The organism is Pseudomonas sp. PVC-5-1, assembly GCF_057444345.1.
The window spans coordinates 2,745,279-2,765,862 of the sequence record NZ_CM172024.1 but is presented as its reverse complement, the minus strand read 5'-3'; the positions used below and the strand labels follow the sequence as shown (position 1 = coordinate 2,765,862).

Sequence of the window (20,584 nt, the reverse complement as noted above, 5' to 3'; positions counted from 1 at the left end):
TCAGTACAGACGGGCCTTGATCAGCGGGCGCAGCAAATAATTGAGCACGCTGCGCTTGCCGCTGAGGATATCCACCTCGGCAACCATGCCGGGGATGATCGGCAGCACCTCCTCGCCGCGCTTGAGCTGGCTGCCGTCAGTGCGGATCAGCACCTGGTAGTACGACTCCTTGCCATGGGGCGTGTCCTCCTCGATGGTGTCGGCACTGATCTGCTCCAGGGTGCCCTTGAGGTCGCCATAGATGCTGAAGTCGTAGGCAGTGATCTTCACCTTGGCCGGCATGCCCGGCACCAGGAAGGCCACGTCGCGCGGCTTGATCCTGGCCTCGACCAGCAGGCGGTCCTCCACCGGGATCACTTCCATGATCGCTTCGCCGGGCTGGATCACCCCGCCACGGGTGTTGATCAGCACGGTGTTCACCCGCCCACGCACCGGCGAAACGATCCCGGTACGGCGCAGTTGATCCTGGCGCTGCTGGACGATCGGCTCCAGGGCACTGAGGTCGGCCTTGCGCTGTGAGCGTTCGGTATAGGCATCCTGGAAGTAGCTACTCTTCAGCTCGGTCAGCTTGCCGTTGAGGGTAGCGATGTCCTGGCTCAGCCGCAGCGCCTCCATCTGGCTCACCGCACGCTTGGCCACCAGCGGGCGGACCAGGTCGAGCTGGCTCTGGGCCAGGCTGATCTGCCTCTGGATCGCCTGGCTACCTTCGAGCAGCTTGTCCCGCCGCGACTTGAACAGCTCCCGCTCGGAACGCGCCAGCGGCCCCTGCGGGTCGATATCCGGGGGAAATTCGATGGCCGCCTTGCCCAGCACCTCGGCGTCCAGCCGGGCGATGGCCGCCCGCAGCACGCCGGCCTGGTTGGCCGACTCCTGGAAATTGGTGAGAAAGCGCGTCTCGTCGAGGCGCAACAGCGGCTGGCCAACCTCTACCAGGTCGCCCTCCTGCACCAGCAGACGGTCGAGAATGCCCCCTTCCAGGCTCTGGATCTTCTGGATGCGGCTGAACGGCACCACGCGCCCGTCACCGCGCGTCACCTCATCGAGCTCTGCCCAGGCGGCCCAGGCGACGAACAGCACGACGCTGCCGAGCAGGGTCCAGAGCAGCGGGCGATAGACCGGGTGAGTGGTCGCCAGCAAGGGGTCGGCCAGTTGCCGGCGCAACACTACTGAATTTTTTTCAGTTGCCATGGCCAGCTCCTTCGGCGACCTGCGGCGCCTGCACCTGGTTGCCCAGCACCACCTGGTTCAGCGGGCCGTCCATGATCACCTGGCCGTTGCGCAGCACCACCGCACGGTCCACCAGCGCCAGCACGCTTTTCTTGTGGGTGGTGATGATCAAGGTGCGCCGGCCAAGCCACTTCTGCAGGTAGTCGATAACCTGTTTCTCGCTGTTTTGGTCAAAGGCCGCGGTCGGCTCGTCGAGCAACAGGATCGGCGGGTCCTGTAGCAGTACCCGGGCCAACCCGACCGCCTGACGCTGGCCGCCGGAGAGGCTGGCGTTGCCCTGGATCGGCATGTCCAGGCCCAGCGGGTGGGCGCGTACGAAAGTGCCCAGCCCCACGCCATCGAGGGCGTCCAGCAATTCCTCGTCGCCCAACGCAGCGTTCGCCAGGTTGAGGTTTTCGCGTAGGCTGCCGTGGAACAGCGCCACGTCCTGTGGCAAGTAGCCGATGCCGCGCTGGCGGTCGGCCGGGTCGATCTGGCTCAGGGCGATGTCGTCCAGCAACAGCCGGCCGGATTGCGCGTCGAGCAGGCCACTGAGCAGCCGCAGCAGGGTCGACTTGCCGGCACCGTTGCCGCCGAGCAGCGCCACCCGCTCGCCGGCCTGGATGCTCAGCGCCTGTACGTCGACCACCGGCGGGCTGTCGCCGTGGGCCAGGCGCAGCGCCTCGAGGCGGTAATGCCCGTGGAGCCGCTCGCGGTGCACGAAGCGCTTGCCGACGGGACGCTCCTGCTCGGCCGACATCAACTGGTCGAGGCCCTCCAGGGCCACCTTGGTGTGCTGCCAGCGGCCGAGGATGGCGGCAGCCTGGGACAAGGGTGCGATGGCCCGCGAGGCAAGGATCGAACAAGCCACCAGGGCACCGACGGTCATCGCCCCGTCGCTTATCCGGTAGACGCCGAACACCACCACCCCGACATAGCACAGCTGCTGGACGATACTGGCCGAGTAGCTGAGGGTCGAAGCCAGGGCATGGGTCTTCATCGCAGTACCGGCCAGTTCCCCGGTGAGCGTCTCCCACTGCTGTTGGCAGCGGCCTTCGGCACGCGCGGCCTTGACCGTCTCCAGGTGTTCGAAGGCTTCCAGCAGCACGCTGTTCTTCATCGCCCCCTCGCGCAGGTTCTGCCGCGACAGGTGCCCCAGCAGGCGCTGGGTCAGCAACCCCGGCAGCAGCATCAACACGCAGGCCACCAGCGGAACCCAGACCACATGGCCACCGATCACGGCGATGATCAACAGGAAGATCACCACGAACGGCAGGTCGCTGATCAGCGCGGCACTGGACGAGGTGAAGAACTCGCGGACCGACTCGAACTCACGCACCTGGGTGCTGAACGCCCCCATCGACGCCGGTTTGGCGGCGATCCGGGTGCTCAGCACACGTGAGAACAGCAGGCTCGACAATTGCAGGTCCAGGCGCTTGCCAAGTACGTTCAGCAGGTGCCCGCGAAGGATCCGCAATACCCCGTCGACGATGATTGCCAGGACCACGCCGCTGGCGAGTATCCACAGGGTATCGAAGGCTGCGTTGGGCACCACGCGGTCGTAAACCTGCATGGCGAACAGCGCTGAGGCGACGGCCAGGACGTTGGCCACCAGGGCCGCCGCCGTGACTTCCGCATAAGAGCGCCAGAGCCGCTTGAGCGGCCCGAAGAACCAGTGCTCCGGCAGGCCGCTGGCGTAGTCGCCCACCCGCCCATCGGGGCGATAGCGGCACTTGGCGAACACCGCCGTGCCGCTGTAAAGCGCCTCCAGAGCGGGCAGCGCCATGCACTCACGGCCGCCGTCGCTCTGCGGCACCAGCACCTCGTACTGCTCACCCTCGATGCCAACCAGCAGTAGGCTGCGGCCATCGTCGAGCAACAGCAGGGCCGGCAGCAGGTAGGCGTCCATCTGCCGCAACGGCAGCTCCGCGACCCTGGCAGTGATGTCGGCGCGACGCAGGGCGCGGGCGACCAGGCGCAGCGGCAGGCGTCCGTGCTCCAGCGCCAGGCCGTCGACCAGCTCGGCGTCGCCCAGCGGCCGGCCCAGTTGCCGGCACAGCAGCAGCAGGCCCTGGCGCAGCGGGTCGTCGTGGTTCAGGGTCACGACATTATCCGGGGATTGTTCAACTTCCATGATTCAACCGATTCTCCAGTAATGCCCCCAACAGCCCGACTTGCGCGGCCGCCCGGTACTCGATGCGCTTGCGCTCGATGTGCAGATTGATCAATTGTCGCTCGGCCTCGAAACGTTCGCGCTGCACGTTGAGCAAGTCGATCACGTCGCGCCGGCCGACCTCGAACTGCTCGCGGTACAGCTCGCCGACCTGTTCCGACTCCGTCACCTGCTGGCTCAGCGACTGTTCCCGCCAGCGCAGCGTGTCACCGTTGTCGAACAGCGTCTGCAGCTGCCGGCGGATGTCACGCTGCATCGCATCGGCCGTCCATTGCGCCGACTCCAGGCGCTGTTGCGCAGCCGTCGGCCGACGGAAGTTGGAAAGCCCCTGGAAGGTGTCCATGCGAAAGCGCAGCGACATCACCGAGTCGCTTTCCGGGCGACCACCGATCTCCCGGCGCAGCGCGGAGGCCTCCAGGTTCAATTGCGGCAGCAGCGAAGCCTTGGCCTCGCGGACTTGCGCCTCGGCGACATTGGCGTCCTCCAACGCCTTGCGCTGCAACGGCGACTCGCGGATCACCCGCGCCACGTCGCTGGCAGCCAGGTAGCGCTGCAGCGACATCGGCTCGGGCTCGACCAGTTCGGAGGGGTCCTGGCCAACCAGGATCGCGTACTGGTTGCGCGCGTCCTGCAGGTTGCCCTTCTCCAGCGACAGCTGTTCCTGGGCACGCGACAGTTCGAGGTTGGCGCGGTCCAGTTCGCTGCGGTCGGCGTAACCATCGCTGCCGCGCGCCTGGGTCATCTCGCGGATGCCGTCCAGACGCTGGATGTGCTGGCGCACCGTTTCCACCCGGCGCTCCGAGGCAAGCACGTCGAGGTAGGTCTCGACGATATCCAGTGCAGCATCGTCGCGCGCCACCAGCACCGCCTCGGACAGCTTGCGCCGGGTTGCGCTGGCGCTGTCGACCTTGCTCGTCACCCGTCCCCAGTCATACAGCATCTGCGATACGGTGACGTCGTAGACAACCTCGCCAACGTCGAACTCCTGCGGCCCCCCGGACATAGTGACGGAGGGGTAATAGCCACCCTTGGCGATCTCCACCTCGGTGCCCGCACGATCCGCCTCAGCCATCGCCGAACGCACCTGGGGGTGAATCGCCAACCCCGCCCGCACCGCCTGGTCGAGAGGGATGGCCGGGGCGGACAACGGCAGCCCGAGGCACAGGAGCCACAGGGCTCCCGCGCTGCGGCGCCTTCCCTTGAGCACGGACAGGCCGCGCATCAGACCACGACCTGTACCGTGTTGTCCTCGATCAGCAGGGTACTGCTGCCAAAGTTGTAGACATCGTAAGTAATGCCGTTGACCTGCTGGGTGGTCCCGGTGTTCACGGCACCCACCACATTGAGGGTGTCGTTGTTCTCGCCGGTGATCTGCAGGATGTTGTTGCCATCGGTGATGGCGTCCACCTCTGCCGCAGTCAGGGTCAGCACGCTCCCCGAGTCGCCCTTGCCGAGGTCGATACGCTCGATGTTGGAGAGCGTGCCAACGCCGACGGCGTTGTAGTCGAGGTCGATGCCGTCAGCCAGGATCAGGGTGTCGAAGCCCCCGCCGCCGTCGATGCTGATGAAGTCGGTCGCAGTGATCTGGATCGCATCGTTGCCGTTGCCGGCCACTACGTGATCGCCGGTCCCCACGTTGAAGATCAGGTCGTTGCCATCACCTCCGTTGATGTGCTCCGAACTACCGCTCGCCCCGGACATGACATCGTCCCCGGCAGTACCGTTGACATCGATCTGGCCGATATTCAGCGACAGCCCGTTAGGGGTCAGGGTGATGCCGTATGCCGAGCTGTCGTTGCCGTTGGTGTCGGTGGCGACGATGTTGAACGAGATCTGCGAACCGAGGTTGAGGATATCGGTGATGTTCAGCCCCAGCTGGGTGAGGACGGTCGGGCTCAGCAGGTTAAGCGAGAAGTTACCGGCACTGTCTGCCTGGATCGGCAGTAACTCAACGTTCAGCGCCGGGGTGATGACACGGATCACCACGCTGGAGTCCGGTTCGGTAGTGCCGCTGAAACCGAACCTCGGGTTCAGCGGGTTGAGGCTGACATCGACGCCGAAGTTGCCGATGGTCACTGGCTGCTCGATGCTGCTGCCGACGCCGATGGTCGCCACATTGCTCGGGTTGCCGGCCGGGTCCTCACCGATCACGGAGACTTGAGCATTGAGCAGTTGGTCCAGGGTAAGGTCGATGTCCAGGTCGGTGAGCAGGTTCAGCGAAGCCAGCCCGCTGTTGTCGGCAGTTACCGTGGCGGTGGCAGTGACCCCGCCGACGTCCACGGTGACCGTCAGCTCGGTGCCCGGATCGGTGGAGATGGTCAGGATGCTGCCAACCAGCGACAGCACCGGTGTTGCAGGCGGAATGGTGTCGACGGTGAACGGCACCGGGTTCGACGCGATACCGCCATTGATATCGGCGGTGACGGTCGAGGCGCCCTCCGGGAACGGCCCCATGCCATCGCCAGGGGGTATGGTCACGGTGACGCTGCCGGCCAGGATGTCGCCGGCAGTGATGGTGTGCGTTACCTGCGTCTCATAACCGTTCTGCCCGGCGAACGCGACGGTGATCACCTGGCCGACCTGCAGGGTCGGACGGATCGCCACATCGACCTGAATGCCGTCGCTGATCTCGGCAGCGTTGATCCAGGTATCAGCGGCCTCCGGTACGCTGATGGTCGGCGGCGCCAGGTCTGGCGCGTTGATCGTCGCCGGGCCGCTGAGGTTGCCGGCAGCATCCACCGCGACCCCGGCGATCAGCTCGCCGGTGATCAGGGGTGGCGCGAACGGCAGGCTGAAGCTGCCGCTGCCGTCGACATTCACCGTGATCGGGTTGGCGGTATCGCCGTCGACCACGATGCGCACCTGGCTGTTCGGCTCGGCGGTACCGGTGAGCAGCGCACCGTCGGCACTGATGCTCAGCAGCGGCGCCGATGGTGCCACCGAGTCGACCGTGGTACTCGCCGGGCCACTGGTATTGCCGGCGGCGTCCTCGGCCACGGCGTTGACCACCGTGCCGTTGGCCAGCGGAGTAACCGGGGTGAAGCTCCAGTCGCCACTGCCGTCGGCGGTCGTCTGGCCGATCGGGTTGCCGCCACCGTCAGTGAGGATGACGGTGGCGCCGGGCTCAGCGGTACCCGTGAGGACTGCACCATTGCTCGGCTCGATAGTCGGCGCGGCCGGGGCGACGGCGTCAACGGTGACGCTGGTCGGCCCGCTGGTATTGCCGGCCGGGTCCTGGGCCACGGCGTTGATCACCGTGCCATTGGCCAGCGGGGTCGCAGGCGTGAAGGCCCAGTTGCCGCTGCCGTCGGCGATGGTCTGGCCGATCGGGTTGCCGCTGCCGTCGGTGAGAATGACCGTCGCGCCGGCTTCGGCGGTACCGCTGATTTCCGTGCCATTGCTCGGCTCGACCACCGGCGCAGCCGGAGCCACCGAGTCCACCGTGGTGCTCGACGGCGCGCTGGTGTTGCCGGTCGGGTCGGTTGCCGTGGCGTTGATCACCGTACCGTTGGCCAGCGGCGTGCCGGGGATGAAACTCCAGTTGCCGCTGCCGTCGGTGGTGATCTGGCCGATCGGGTTGCCGCTGCCATCGGTCAGGGTCACGGTGGCGCCCGCTTCAGCCGTACCACTGATCACCACCCCGTTGCTCGGGTCGATGATGGGTGCGGCCGGGGCGACGGCGTCAACGGTGACGCTGGTCGGCCCGCTGGTATTGCTGGCCGCGTCCTGGGCCACGGCGTTGATCACCGTGCCGTTGGCCAGCGGGGTCGCAGGCGTGAAGGCCCAGTTGCCGCTGCCGTCGGCGGTCGTCTCGCCGATCGGATTACCGCTGCCGTCGGTAAGGATCACCTTGGCCCCGGCTTCAGCGGTACCACTGATCACCACCCCGTTGCTCGGGTTGATGATTGGTGCGGGCGGCGCGACGGCGTCAACAGTGACACTGGTCGGGCCGCTGGTATTGCCGGCCGGGTCCTGGGCCACGGCGTTGATCACCGTGCCATTGGCCAGCGGGGTCGCAGGCGTGAAGGTCCAGTTGCCGCTGCCGTCGGCGGTGGTCTGGCCGATCGGGTTGCCGCTGCCGTCGGTGAGAATCACCCTGACGCCGGCTTCAGCGGTACCGCTGATCTCGGTGCCGTTGCTCGGGTCGACCACCGGCGCGGCCGGGGCCACCGAGTCCACCGTGGTGCTGGTCGGCCCGCTGGTATTGCCGGCCGCGTCCTGGGCCACGGCGTTGATCACCGTACCGTTGGCCAGCGGCGTGCCGGGGGTGAAACTCCAGTTGCCGCTGCCATCGGCGGTGATCTGGCCGATCGGGTTGCCGCTGCCATCGGTCAGGGTCACGGTGGCGCCCGCTTCAGCCGTACCACTGATCACCACCCCGTTGCTCGGGTCGATGATGGGTGCGGCCGGGGCGACGGCGTCAACGGTGACGCTGGTCGGCCCGCTGGTATTGCTGGCCGCGTCCTGGGCCACGGCGTTGATCACCGTGCCGTTGGCCAGCGGGGTCGCAGGCGTGAAGGCCCAGTTGCCGCTGCCGTCGGCGGTCGTCTCGCCGATCGGATTACCGCTGCCGTCGGTAAGGATCACCTTGGCCCCGGCTTCAGCGGTACCACTGATCACCACCCCGTTGCTCGGGTTGATGATTGGTGCGGGCGGCGCGACGGCGTCAACAGTGACACTGGTCGGGCCGCTGGTATTGCCGGTCGGGTCCTGGGCCACGGCGTTGATCACCGTGCCATTGGCCAGCGGGGTCGCAGGCGTGAAGGCCCAGTTGCCGCTGCCGTCGGCGATGGTCTGGCCGATCGGGTTGCCGCTGCCGTCGGTGAGGATCACCCTGGCGCCGGCTTCAGCGGTACCGCTGATTTCGCTGCCGTTGCTCGGGTCGACCACCGGCGCGGCCGGAGCCACCGAGTCCACCGTGGTGCTCGACGGCGCGCTGGTGTTGCCGGTCGCGTCCTGGGCCACGGCGTTGATCACCGTACCGTTGGCCAGCGGCGTGCCGGGGGTGAAGCTCCAGTTGCCGCTGCCGTCGGCGGTGATCTGGCCGATCGGATTGCCGCTGCCATCGGTCAGGGTCACGGTGGCGCCCGCTTCAGCCGTACCACTGATCACCACCCCGTTGCTCGGGTCGATGATGGGTGCGGCCGGGGCGATGGCGTCAACGGTGACGCTGGTCGGCCCGCTGGTATTGCTGGCCGCGTCCTGGGCCACGGCGTTGATCACCGTGCCGTTGGCCAGCGGGGTCGCAGGCGTGAAGGCCCAGTTGCCGCTGCCGTCGGCGGTCGTCTCGCCGATCGGATTACCGCTGCCGTCGGTAAGGATCACCTTGGCCCCGGCTTCAGCGGTACCACTGATCACCACCCCGTTGCTCGGGTTGATGATTGGCGCAGGCGGCGCGACGGCATCAACGGTGACGCTGGTCGGCCCGCTGGTATTGCCGGCCGGGTCCTGGGCCACGGCGTTGATCACCGTGCCATTGGCCAGCGGGGTCGCAGGCGTGAAGGCCCAGTTGCCGCTGCCGTCGGCGATGGTCTGGCCGATCGGGTTGCCGCCGCCGTCGGTGAGAATGACCGTCGCGCCGGCTTCGGCGGTACCGCTGATTTCCGTGCCATTGCTCGGCTCGACCACTGGCGCCGCCGGCGCCACGCCGTCCACGGTAATGACCGCCGGTGCACTTTCGGTCCCACCGGGGTTACGCGCCACCGCGTTGACCACGGTGCCATCCGGCAGCGGTACGCCGGGGGTAAAGCTCCAGTTGCCGCTGCCATCGGCGGTGACCTGGCCGATCGGGTTGCCGTTGCCATCGGTGAGGATAATGGTGTTGCCCGCATCGGCGGTGCCGCTGATCACCGAGCCGTTGCTCGGCTCGACCTGCGGAATCGACGGCAGCGACGAGTCCACGGTAGTGCTACCGGGGTTGCCGGTATTGCCGGCGGCATCGGTCGCCGTGGCGTTGACCACGGTACCATTGGGCAGCGGCGTGCCCGGGGTGAACGTCCAGTTGCCACTGCCATCGGCCGTCACCTGGCCAATCGGATTACCGCTGCCATCGGTGAGGGTCACCGTGCTGTTTGGCTCGGCGGTGCCGTTGAGTAAGGCGCCATTGCTCGGGTTGACTACCGGCGCAGCGGGTGCGAGCGCATCCACCGTGGTGCTGCCCTGCCCGCTGGTATTGCCGGCCGGGTCCTGAGCCACCGCGTTGACCACCGTGCCATTGGCCAGCGGTGTGGCCGGGGTAAAGCTCCAGTCACCGTTGTTGTCGGCGGTCGTCTGGCCGATGGGGTTGCCGCTGCCATCGGTCAGGATGACGGTGCTGCCTGGCTCGGCGGTACCGCTGATTTCCGTGCCATTGCTCGGCTCGACCACCGGCGCCGCCGGAGCCACCGAGTCCACCGTGGTGCTCGACGGCGCGCTGGTGTTGCCAGTCGGGTCGGTTGCCGTAGCGTTCACCACGGTACCGTTGGCCAGTGGCGTGCCGGGGATGAAACTCCAGTTGCCGCTGCCATCGGCGGTGATCTGGCCGATCGGGTTGCCGCTGCCATCGGTCAGGGTCACGGTGGCGCCCGCTTCAGCCGTACCACTGATCACCACCCCGTTGCTCGGGTCGATGATGGGTGCGGCCGGGGCGATGGCGTCAACGGTGACGCTGGTCGGCCCGCTGGTATTGCTGGCCGCGTCCTGGGCCACGGCGTTGATCACCGTGCCGTTAGCCAGCGGGGTCGCAGGCGTGAAGGCCCAGTTGCCGCTGCCGTCGGCGGTCGTCTCGCCGATCGGGTTGCCGCCACCGTCAGTGAGGATGACGGTAGCGCCGGGCTCAGCGGTGCCCGTGAGGACTGCACCATTGCTCGGCTCGATAGTCGGCGCGGCCGGGGCGACGGCGTCAACGGTGGCGCTGGTCGGCCCGCTGGTATTGCCGGCCGGGTCCTGGGCCACGGCGTTGATCACCGTGCCATTGGCCAGCGGGGTCGCAGGCGTGAAGGCCCAGTTGCCGCTGCCGTCGGCGATGGTCTGGCCGATCGGGTTGCCGCTGCCGTCGGTGAGAATGACCGTCGCGCCGGCTTCGGCGGTACCGCTGATTTCCGTGCCATTGCTCGGCTCGACCACCGGCGCAGCCGGAGCCACCGAGTCCACCGTGGTGCTCGACGGCGCGCTGGTGTTGCCGGTCGGGTCGGTTGCCGTGGCGTTGATCACCGTACCGTTGGCCAGCGGCGTGCCGGGGATGAAACTCCAGTTGCCGCTGCCGTCGGTGGTGATCTGGCCGATCGGGTTGCCGCTGCCATCGGTCAGGGTCACGGTGGCGCCCGCTTCAGCCGTACCACTGATCACCACCCCGTTGCTCGGGTCGATGATGGGTGCGGCCGGGGCGACGGCGTCAACGGTGACGCTGGTCGGCCCGCTGGTATTGCTGGCCGCGTCCTGGGCCACGGCGTTGATCACCGTGCCGTTGGCCAGCGGGGTCGCAGGCGTGAAGGCCCAGTTGCCGCTGCCGTCGGCGGTCGTCTCGCCGATCGGATTACCGCTGCCGTCGGTAAGGATCACCTTGGCCCCGGCTTCAGCGGTACCACTGATCACCACCCCGTTGCTCGGGTTGATGATTGGTGCGGGCGGCGCGACGGCGTCAACAGTGACACTGGTCGGGCCGCTGGTATTGCCGGCCGGGTCCTGGGCCACGGCGTTGATCACCGTGCCATTGGCCAGCGGGGTCGCAGGCGTGAAGGCCCAGTTGCCGCTGCCGTCGGCGATGGTCTGGCCGATCGGGTTGCCGCTGCCGTCGGTGAGAATGACCGTCGCGCCGGCTTCGGCGGTACCGCTGATTTCCGTGCCATTGCTCGGCTCGACCACCGGCGCAGCCGGAGCCACCGAGTCCACCGTGGTGCTCGACGGCGCGCTGGTGTTGCCGGTCGGGTCGGTTGCCGTGGCGTTGATCACCGTACCGTTGGCCAGCGGCGTGCCGGGGATGAAACTCCAGTTGCCGCTGCCGTCGGTGGTGATCTGGCCGATCGGGTTGCCGCTGCCATCGGTCAGGGTCACGGTGGCGCCCGCTTCAGCCGTACCACTGATCACCACCCCGTTGCTCGGGTCGATGATGGGTGCGGCCGGGGCGACGGCGTCAACGGTGACGCTGGTCGGCCCGCTGGTATTGCTGGCCGCGTCCTGGGCCACGGCGTTGATCACCGTGCCGTTGGCCAGCGGGGTCGCAGGCGTGAAGGCCCAGTTGCCGCTGCCGTCGGCGGTCGTCTCGCCGATCGGATTACCGCTGCCGTCGGTAAGGATCACCTTGGCCCCGGCTTCAGCGGTACCACTGATCACCACCCCGTTGCTCGGGTTGATGATTGGTGCGGGCGGCGCGACGGCGTCAACAGTGACACTGGTCGGGCCGCTGGTATTGCCGGCCGGGTCCTGGGCCACGGCGTTGATCACCGTGCCATTGGCCAGCGGGGTCGCAGGCGTGAAGGTCCAGTTGCCGCTGCCGTCGGCGGTGGTCTGGCCGATCGGGTTGCCGCTGCCGTCGGTGAGAATCACCCTGACGCCGGCTTCAGCGGTACCGCTGATCTCGGTGCCGTTGCTCGGGTCGACCACCGGCGCGGCCGGGGCCACCGAGTCCACCGTGGTGCTGGTCGGCCCGCTGGTATTGCCGGCCGCGTCCTGGGCCACGGCGTTGATCACCGTACCGTTGGCCAGCGGCGTGCCGGGGGTGAAACTCCAGTTGCCGCTGCCATCGGCGGTGATCTGGCCGATCGGGTTGCCGCTGCCATCGGTCAGGGTCACGGTGGCGCCCGCTTCAGCCGTACCACTGATCACCACCCCGTTGCTCGGGTCGATGATGGGTGCGGCCGGGGCGATGGCGTCAACGGTGACGCTGGTCGGCCCGCTGGTATTGCTGGCCGCGTCCTGGGCCACGGCGTTGATCACCGTGCCGTTGGCCAGCGGGGTCGCAGGCGTGAAGGCCCAGTTGCCGCTGCCGTCGGCGGTCGTCTCGCCGATCGGATTACCGCTGCCGTCGGTAAGGATCACCTTGGCCCCGGCTTCAGCGGTACCACTGATCACCACCCCGTTGCTCGGGTTGATGATTGGCGCAGGCGGCGCGACGGCATCAACGGTGACGCTGGTCGGCCCGCTGGTATTGCCGGCCGGGTCCTGGGCCACGGCGTTGATCACCGTGCCATTGGCCAGCGGGGTCGCAGGCGTGAAGGCCCAGTTGCCGCTGCCGTCGGCGATGGTCTGGCCGATCGGGTTGCCGCCGCCGTCGGTGAGAATGACCGTCGCGCCGGCTTCGGCGGTACCGCTGATTTCCGTGCCATTGCTCGGCTCGACCACTGGCGCCGCCGGCGCCACGCCGTCCACGGTAATGACCGCCGGTGCACTTTCGGTCCCACCGGGGTTACGCGCCACCGCGTTGACCACGGTGCCATCCGGCAGCGGTACGCCGGGGGTAAAGCTCCAGTTGCCGCTGCCATCGGCGGTGACCTGGCCGATCGGGTTGCCGTTGCCATCGGTGAGGATAATGGTGTTGCCCGCATCGGCGGTGCCGCTGATCACCGAGCCGTTGCTCGGCTCGACCTGCGGAATCGACGGCAGCGACGAGTCCACGGTAGTGCTACCGGGGTTGCCAGTATTGCCGGCGGCATCGGTCGCCGTGGCGTTGACCACGGTACCATTGGGCAGCGGCGTGCCCGGGGTGAACGTCCAGTTGCCACTGCCATCGGCCGTCACCTGGCCAATCGGATTACCGCTGCCATCGGTGAGGGTCACCGTACTGTTTGGCTCGGCGGTGCCGTTGAGTACGGCGCCATTGCTCGGGTTGACCACCGGCGCAGCGGGTGCGAGCGCATCCACCGTGGTACTGCCCTGCGGGCCGGTATTGCCGGCCGGGTCCTGGGCCACGGCGTTGACCACCGTGCCATTGGCCAGCGGCGTACCAGGAGTGAAGCTCCAGTCGCCGTTGCCGTCAGCGGTCGTCTGGCCGATCGGGTTGCCACTGCCATCGGTCAGGATGACGGTGCTGCCTGGCTCGGCGGTGCCGCTGATTTCGCTGCCGTTGCTCGGCTCGACCACCGGCGCAGCCGGGGCCACCGAGTCCACCGTGGTACTCGACGGCGCGCTGGTGTTGCCGGTCGGGTCGGTTGCGGTGGCGTTGACCACGGTACCGTTGGCCAGCGGCGTGCCGGGGGTGAAGCTCCAGTTGCCGCTGCCGTCGGCGGTGATCTGGCCGATCGGGTTGCCGCTGCCATCGGTCAGGGTCACGGTGGCGCCCGCTTCAGCCGTACCACTGATCACCACCCCGTTGCTCGGGTCGATGATGGGTGCGGCCGGAGCGATGGCGTCAACGGTGACGCTGGTCGGCCCGCTGGTATTGCCGGCCGCGTCCTGGGCCACGGCATTGACCACCGTGCCATTGGCCAGCGGCGTCGCTGGAGTAAAGCTCCAGTTGCCACTGCCATCGGCCGTCACCTGGCCAATTGGATTACCGCTGCCATCGGTGAGGGTCACCGTGCTGTTTGGCTCGGCGGTACCGCTGAGGCTGCTGCCATCACTCAGGTTGACGGTGGGCGCGCCTGGCGCCACACCGTCCACCGTGGTGCTGCCCTGCCCGCTAGTGTTGCCAGCTGAGTCGGTCGCCGTGGCATTGACCACCGTGCCATTGGCCAGCGGCGTACCAGGAGTGAAGCTCCAGTCGCCGTTGCCGTCGGCAGTAGTCTGGCCAATCGGGTTGCCGCTGCCATCGGTCAGGGTGACGGTGCTCCCTGGCTCGGCGGTGCCGCTAATCATGCTGCCGTTGCTCGGCTCGACCACCGGCGCAGCCGGAGCCACCGAGTCCACCGTGGTGCTCGACGGCGCGCTGGTGTTGCCGGTCGGGTCGGTTGCCGTGGCGTTGACCACGGTACCGTTGGCCAGTGGCGTTCCGGGGGTGAAGCTCCAGTTGCCGCTGCCATCGGCGGTGATCTGGCCGATCGGGTTGCCGCTGCCATCGGTCAGGGTCACGGTGGCGCCCGCTTCAGCCGTACCACTGATCACCACCCCGTTGCTCGGGTCGATGATGGGTGCGGCCGGAGCGATGGCGTCAACGGTGACGCTGGTCGGCCCGCTGGTATTGCCGGCCGCGTCCTGGGCCACGGCATTGATCACCGTGCCGTTGGCCAGCGGAGTCGCAGGCGTGAAGGCCCAGTTGCCGCTGCCGTCGGCGGTCGTCTCGCCGATCGGGTTGCCGCCACCGTCAGTGAGGATGACGGTAGCGCCGGGCTCAGCGGTGCCCGTGAGGACTGCACCATTGCTCGGCTCGATAGTCGGCGCGGCCGGGGCGACGGCGTCAACGGTGACACTGGTCGGCCCGCTGGTATTGCCGGCGGGGTCCTGGGCCACGGCATTGATCACCGTGCCGTTGGCCAGCGGTGTGGCCGGGGTAAAGCTCCAGTCACCGTTGTTGTCGGCGGTCGTCTGGCCGATGGGGTTGCCACTGCCATCGGTCAGGGTGACGGTGCTGCCTGGCTCGGCGGTACCGCTGATTTCCGTGCCATTGCTCGGCTCGACCACCGGCGCCGCCGGAGCCACCGAGTCCACCGTGGTGCTCGACGGCGCGCTGGTGTTGCCAGTCGGGTCGGTTGCCGTAGCGTTCACCACGGTACCGTTGGCCAGTGGCGTGCCGGGGGTGAAACTCCAGTTGCCGCTGCCGTCGGCGGTGATCTGGCCGATCGGGTTGCCGCTGCCATCGGTCAGGGTCACGGTGGCGCCCACTTCAGCCGTACCGCTGATGGTTACACCGTTGCTCGGATTGATAATCGGCGCAGCCGGCGCGCTGGAGTCGACGGTGACCGTCGCTGCCGGGCCGGTATTGCCCGCCGGGTCGCTCGCCGTGGCATTGACCACGGTGCCATTGGGCAGCGGCGTGCCCGGGGTGAACGTCCAGTTGCCACTGCCATCGGCCGTCACCTGGCCGATCGGATTACCGCTGCCATCGGTGAGGGTCACCGTGCTATTTGGCTCAGCGGTACCGCTGAGGCTGCTGCCATCACTCAGGTTGACGGTGGGCGCGCCTGGCGCCACACCGTCCACCGTGGTGCTGCCCTGCCCGCTAGTGTTGCCAGCTGAGTCGGTCGCCGTGACATTGACCACCGTGCCATTGGCCAGCGGCGTACCAGGAGTGAAGCTCCAGTCGCCGTTGCCGTCAGCGGTCGTCTGGCCGATCGGGTTGCCGCTGCCATCGGTCAGGGTGACGGTGCTCCCTGGCTCGGCGGTGCCGCTAATCATGCTGCCGTTGCTCGGCTCGACCACCGGCGCAGCCGGAGCCACCGAGTCCACCGTGGTACTCGACGGCGCGCTGGTGTTGCCGGTCGGGTCGGTTGCGGTGGCGTTGACCACGGTACCGTTGGCCAGCGGCGTGCCGGGGGTGAAACTCCAGTTGCCGCTGCCGTCGGCGGTGATCTGGCCGATCGGGTTGCCGCTGCCATCGGTCAGGGTCACGGTGGCGCCCGCTTCAGCCGTACCACTGATCACCACCCCGTTGCTCGGGTCGATGATGGGTGCGGCCGGAGCGATGGCGTCAACGGTGACGCTGGTCGGCCCGCTGGTATTGCCGGCCGCGTCCTGGGCCACGGCATTGATCACCGTGCCGTTGGCCAGCGGAGTCGCAGGCGTGAAGGCCCAGTTGCCGCTGCCGTCGGCGGTCGTCTCGCCGATCGGGTTGCCGCCACCGTCAGTGAGGATGACGGTAGCGCCGGGCTCAGCGGTGCCCGTGAGGACTGCACCATTGCTCGGCTCGATAGTCGGCGCGGCCGGGGCGACGGCGTCAACGGTGACACTGGTCGGCCCGCTGGTATTGCCGGCCGGGTCCTGGGCCACGGCATTGATCACCGTGCCATTGGCCAGCGGGGTCGCAGGCGTGAAGGTCCAGTTGCCGCTGCCATCGGCGGTGGTCTGGCCGATCGGGTTGCCGCCGCCGTCGGTGAGAATGACCGTCGCGCCGGCTTCGGCGGTACCGCTGATTTCCGTGCCATTGCTCGGCTCGACCACTGGCGCCGCCGGCGCCACGCCGTCCACGGTAATGACCGCCGGTGCACTTTCGGTCCCACCGGGGTTACGCGCCACCGCGTTGACCACGGTGCCATCCGGCAGCGGTACGCCGGGGGTAAAGCTCCAGTTGCCGCTGCCATCGGCGGTGACCTGGCCGATCGGGTTGCCGTTGCCATCGGTGAGGATAATGGTGTTGCCCGCATCGGCGGTGCCGCTGATCACCGAGCCGTTGCTCGGCTCGACCTGCGGAATCGACGGCAGCGACGAGTCCACGGTAGTGCTACCGGGGTTGCCGGTATTGCCGGCGGCATCGGTCGCCGTGGCGTTGACCACGGTACCATTGGGCAGCGGCGTGCCCGGGGTGAACGTCCAGTTGCCACTGCCATCGGCCGTCACCTGGCCAATCGGATTACCGCTGCCATCGGTGAGGGTCACCGTGCTGTTTGGCTCGGCGGTGCCGTTGAGTAAGGCGCCATTGCTCGGGTTGACTACCGGCGCAGCGGGTGCGAGCGCATCCACCGTGGTGCTGCCCTGCCCGCTGGTATTGCCGGCCGGGTCCTGAGCCACCGCGTTGACCACCGTGCCATTGGCCAGCGGTGTGGCCGGGGTAAAGCTCCAGTCACCGTTGTTGTCGGCGGTCGTCTGGCCGATGGGGTTGCCGCTGCCATCGGTCAGGGTGACGGTGCTCCCTGGCTCGGCGGTGCCGCTAATCATGCTGCCGTTGCTCGGCTCGACCACCGGCGCAGCCGGGGCCACCGAGTCCACCGTGGTGCTCGACGGCGCGCTGGTGTTGCCGGTCGGGTCGGTTGCGGTGGCGTTGACCACGGTACCGTTGGCCAGCGGCGTGCCGGGGGTGAAGCTCCAGTTGCCGCTGCCGTCGGCGGTGATTTGGCCGATCGGGTTGCCGCTGCCATCGGTCAGGGTCACGGTGGCGCCCGCTTCAGCCGTACCGCTGATGGTTACACCGTTACTTGGATTGATGACCGGCGCAGCCGGCGCGCTGGAGTCGACGGTGACCGTCGCTGCCGGGCCGGTATTGCCCGCCGGGTCGCTCGCGGTGGCATTGACCACGGTGCCATTGGCCAGCGGCGTCGCTGGAGTGAAGCTCCAGTTGCCACTGCCATCGGCCGTCACCTGGCCAATCGGATTACCGCTGCCATCGGTGAGGGTCACCGTGCTGTTTGGCTCGGCGGTACCGCTGAGGCTGCTGCCATCACTCAGGTTGACGGTGGGCGCGCCTGGCGCCACACCGTCCACCGTGGTGCTGCCCTGCCCGCTAGTGTTGCCAGCTGGGTCGGTCGCCGTGGCGTTGACCACCGTGCCATTGGCCAGCGGCGTACCAGGAGTGAAGCTCCAGTCGCCGTTGCCGTCAGCGGTCGTCTGGCCGATCGGGTTGCCGCTGCCATCGGTCAGGGTGACGGTGCTCCCTGGCTCGGCGGTGCCGCTAATCATGCTGCCGTTGCTCGGCTCGACCACCGGCGCAGCCGGAGCCACCGAGTCCACCGTGGTACTCGACGGCGCGCTGGTGTTGCCGGTCGGGTCGGTTGCGGTGGCGTTGACCACGGTACCGTTGGCCAGCGGCGTGCCGGGGGTGAAGCTCCAGTTGCCGCTGCCGTCGGCGGTGATTTGGCCGATCGGGTTGCCGCTGCCATCGGTCAGGGTCACGGTCGCGCCCGGTTCTGCGATGCCACTGATCGTGGTGCCATTGCTGGCGTTGACCACTGGTGCGGCCGGGGCCTGCGAATCCACTGTGGTGCTCGACGGAATACTGCTGTTGCCGGCTGCGTCCTGGGCCACCACATTGATTACTGTGCCATCAGCAATCGGCGTGGCCGGGGTGTAGGTCCAGTTGCCACTGCCATCGGCCGTCACCTGGCCGATCGGATTACCGCTGCCATCGGTGAGGGTCACCGTGCTGTTTGGCTCGGCGGTACCGTTGAGTACGGCGCCATTGCTCGGGTTGACCACCGGCGCAGCGGGTGCGAGCGCATCCACCGTGGTGCTGCCCTGCGGGCCGGTATTGCCGGCCGGGTCCTGGGCCACGGCGTTGACCACCGTGCCGTTGGCCAGCGGCGTGGCCGGGGTAAAGGTCCAGTCACCGTTGCCGTCGGCAATAGTCTGGCCGATCAGGTTGCCGCTGCCATCGGTCAGGGTGACCGTGCTACCCGGTTCTGCGGTGCCGCTGATTTCGCTGCCATTGCTGGGGTTGACTGCCGGTGCCGCCGGGGCCTGCGAATCCACTGTGGTGCTCGAGGGCATGCTGGTGTTGCCGGCTGCGTCCCGAGCCACCACGTTGACCACTGTGCCATCAGCAATCGGCGTGGTCGGGGTGTAGATCCAGTTGCCACTGCCATCGGCCATCACCTGGCCGATCGGATTGCCGCTGGCATCGGTGAGGGTCACGGTACTGTTCGGCTCGGCGGTGCCGCTGATCACGGTGCCGTTGCTCGGATTGACCGAGGGGGCCGACGGCGCCACGCCATCGATAATGGTGCTGGCGGGCGGGCTGCTGTTGCCGGCGGCATCCTCGACCACCGCGTTGACCACCGTGCCATCAGGCAGTTGGCTATCCGTGGGATACGACCAGTTGCCATTGCTGTCGGCTGTAGTGTGGCCGATGGGATTGCCGTTGCCATCGGTGAGGACCACAGTGCTGCCTGGCTCGGCGGTGCCGCTGAGGCTGCTGCCATCGCTCAGGTTGATGGTGGGCGCGCCCGGGGCCACGCCGTCCACGGTGGTGCTGCCCTGTCCGCTGGTATTGCCGGCCAGGTCGGTCGCAGTGGCGTTGACCACGGTACCGTCAGGCAGCGGTGTCGCGGGGGTGAAACTCCAGCTGCCGTTGCCATCGGCGGTCGTCTGGCCGATCGGATTGCCGCTGCCATCGGTGAGGGTAACGCTGCTGCCCGGCTCGGCGGTACCGCTGAGTTCGGTACCGTTACTCGGGTTGATCACCGGTGCCGACGGCGCCACGCCATCGATGATGGTACTGGCGGGCGGGCTGCTGTTACCAGCGGCATCCTCGACCACCGCCTTGACCACCGTGCCGTCTGGAAGCCGGGTGTCCGGGGTGTATGACCAGTTACCGTTGCCGTCGGCGGTAGTCTGGCCGATAGGGTTACCGTTGCCGTCGGTGAGCACCACGGTGCTGCCCGGCTCGGCGGTACCGCTTAGGCTGGAACCATTGCTCGGGTTGATCTGCGGCGCATCAGGAAAGTCAGGGGCCTGCACGGTCACGGGCGGGCTGCTGTTGCCGGCCGGATCGGTCACCACTACAGAAACCGTTTCGCCGTTGGTCAGTGGCGGGTTCAGCGGAATCTGGAAGTTGCCATCAGGGCCGACCACCACGCTTACATCCGTTTGCCCGTCGCCGTTGCTGTCGACGCCCACGGTGGCGCCCGGCTCGGCCTTGCCGCTGATGCTGCTGCCATCCGTGGCAATCTGCAGGCCGCTAGCCGGGGCCGGGGCCGTGGTGTCAGGCGGCACGCTGCCTTCACCACTGCCACCGCCACCACCACCATCGTTGCTATTGGCGATCGCAACGCCGCCACCGATGATCGCTGCGCCGGCCAGCAGTGCACCGCCAGGGCTCAGCCCGGCAACGGTGCTGTCGGCAGCAGTGAGCGAGTCGAACCCGGCAAGGCTTTCCTGGGGCACATAACCCGCCACCAGCGGCCCATCGGCAGCAACCGGCGGCAAGTCGACGGCCAGTAGTTTGTCCCGGTCAACCAGGTACAACTGGCTTGCAGGCTGCCCCTCGACATAGAAGTTGGCAATGCGCAGGCTTTCGCCGGACTTCAGTTGTACGATCAGATCGGGACCGCTTTTTGTGTAGCCCGTCACGCTTTCAGGAGCAATATCCAGAACAACGTTACTGCTCTGGGTGAGTGTCAGTATTCCGTTGTTGGGGATTGCGATGGGGGCGGCAGAAGAAACACTTTGAGCGAGGGGAGATACCTTGGCCTGAATCGACATACCTGACAGTCCCTTTGTCAACAGCACGACCGAGCAGTCGCACTCGTATATCCAGAAATAGCATGCCCTCCCTAAAACGCCAGTCGGTTTTCTATAAATAACTCGGAAAGACTTACAACGCTGACGACTACGCCAACACGGCGACCCGAGTGCCCTGCTATTCCGAATTAAATAGTCAAAAATAGTTTCTTGATCAATAAAATAAAGTTGACCTTATTTGGGAAA

General features: G+C 67.5%; 4 protein-coding genes. All 4 read right to left on the bottom strand.

Translation table 11 applies throughout. The features are described from left to right. The 4 genes from AC2T3R_RS12565 to AC2T3R_RS12550 are packed head-to-tail and all read right to left on the bottom strand — an operon-like array spanning position 1 to position 20,359. A complete protein-coding gene (locus AC2T3R_RS12565; RefSeq protein ID WP_207837229.1) occupies positions 1-1,188 on the bottom strand; it encodes a beta-barrel domain-containing protein in 1,188 nt (395 codons plus the stop codon). Continuing rightward, complete coding sequence (locus tag AC2T3R_RS12560) at positions 1,178-3,340, bottom strand: type I secretion system permease/ATPase (protein WP_486745225.1); 2,163 nt, start codon at positions 3,338-3,340, stop codon at positions 1,178-1,180. Before AC2T3R_RS12560 ends, AC2T3R_RS12565 begins: the two co-directional genes overlap by 11 nt. Next, the gene (locus tag AC2T3R_RS12555; RefSeq protein ID WP_410952519.1) at positions 3,330-4,601 is read right to left on the bottom strand and encodes a TolC family protein; all 1,272 of its coding nucleotides are present in this window, start codon (positions 4,599-4,601) and stop codon (positions 3,330-3,332) included. Before AC2T3R_RS12555 ends, AC2T3R_RS12560 begins: the two co-directional genes overlap by 11 nt. Further along, entirely contained in the window at positions 4,601-20,359 is a 15,759-nt protein-coding gene (locus AC2T3R_RS12550; protein WP_486745224.1) for an Ig-like domain-containing protein, read from the bottom strand. Before AC2T3R_RS12550 ends, AC2T3R_RS12555 begins: the two co-directional genes overlap by 1 nt. Between the last annotated feature and the right edge of the window lie 225 nt (positions 20,360-20,584).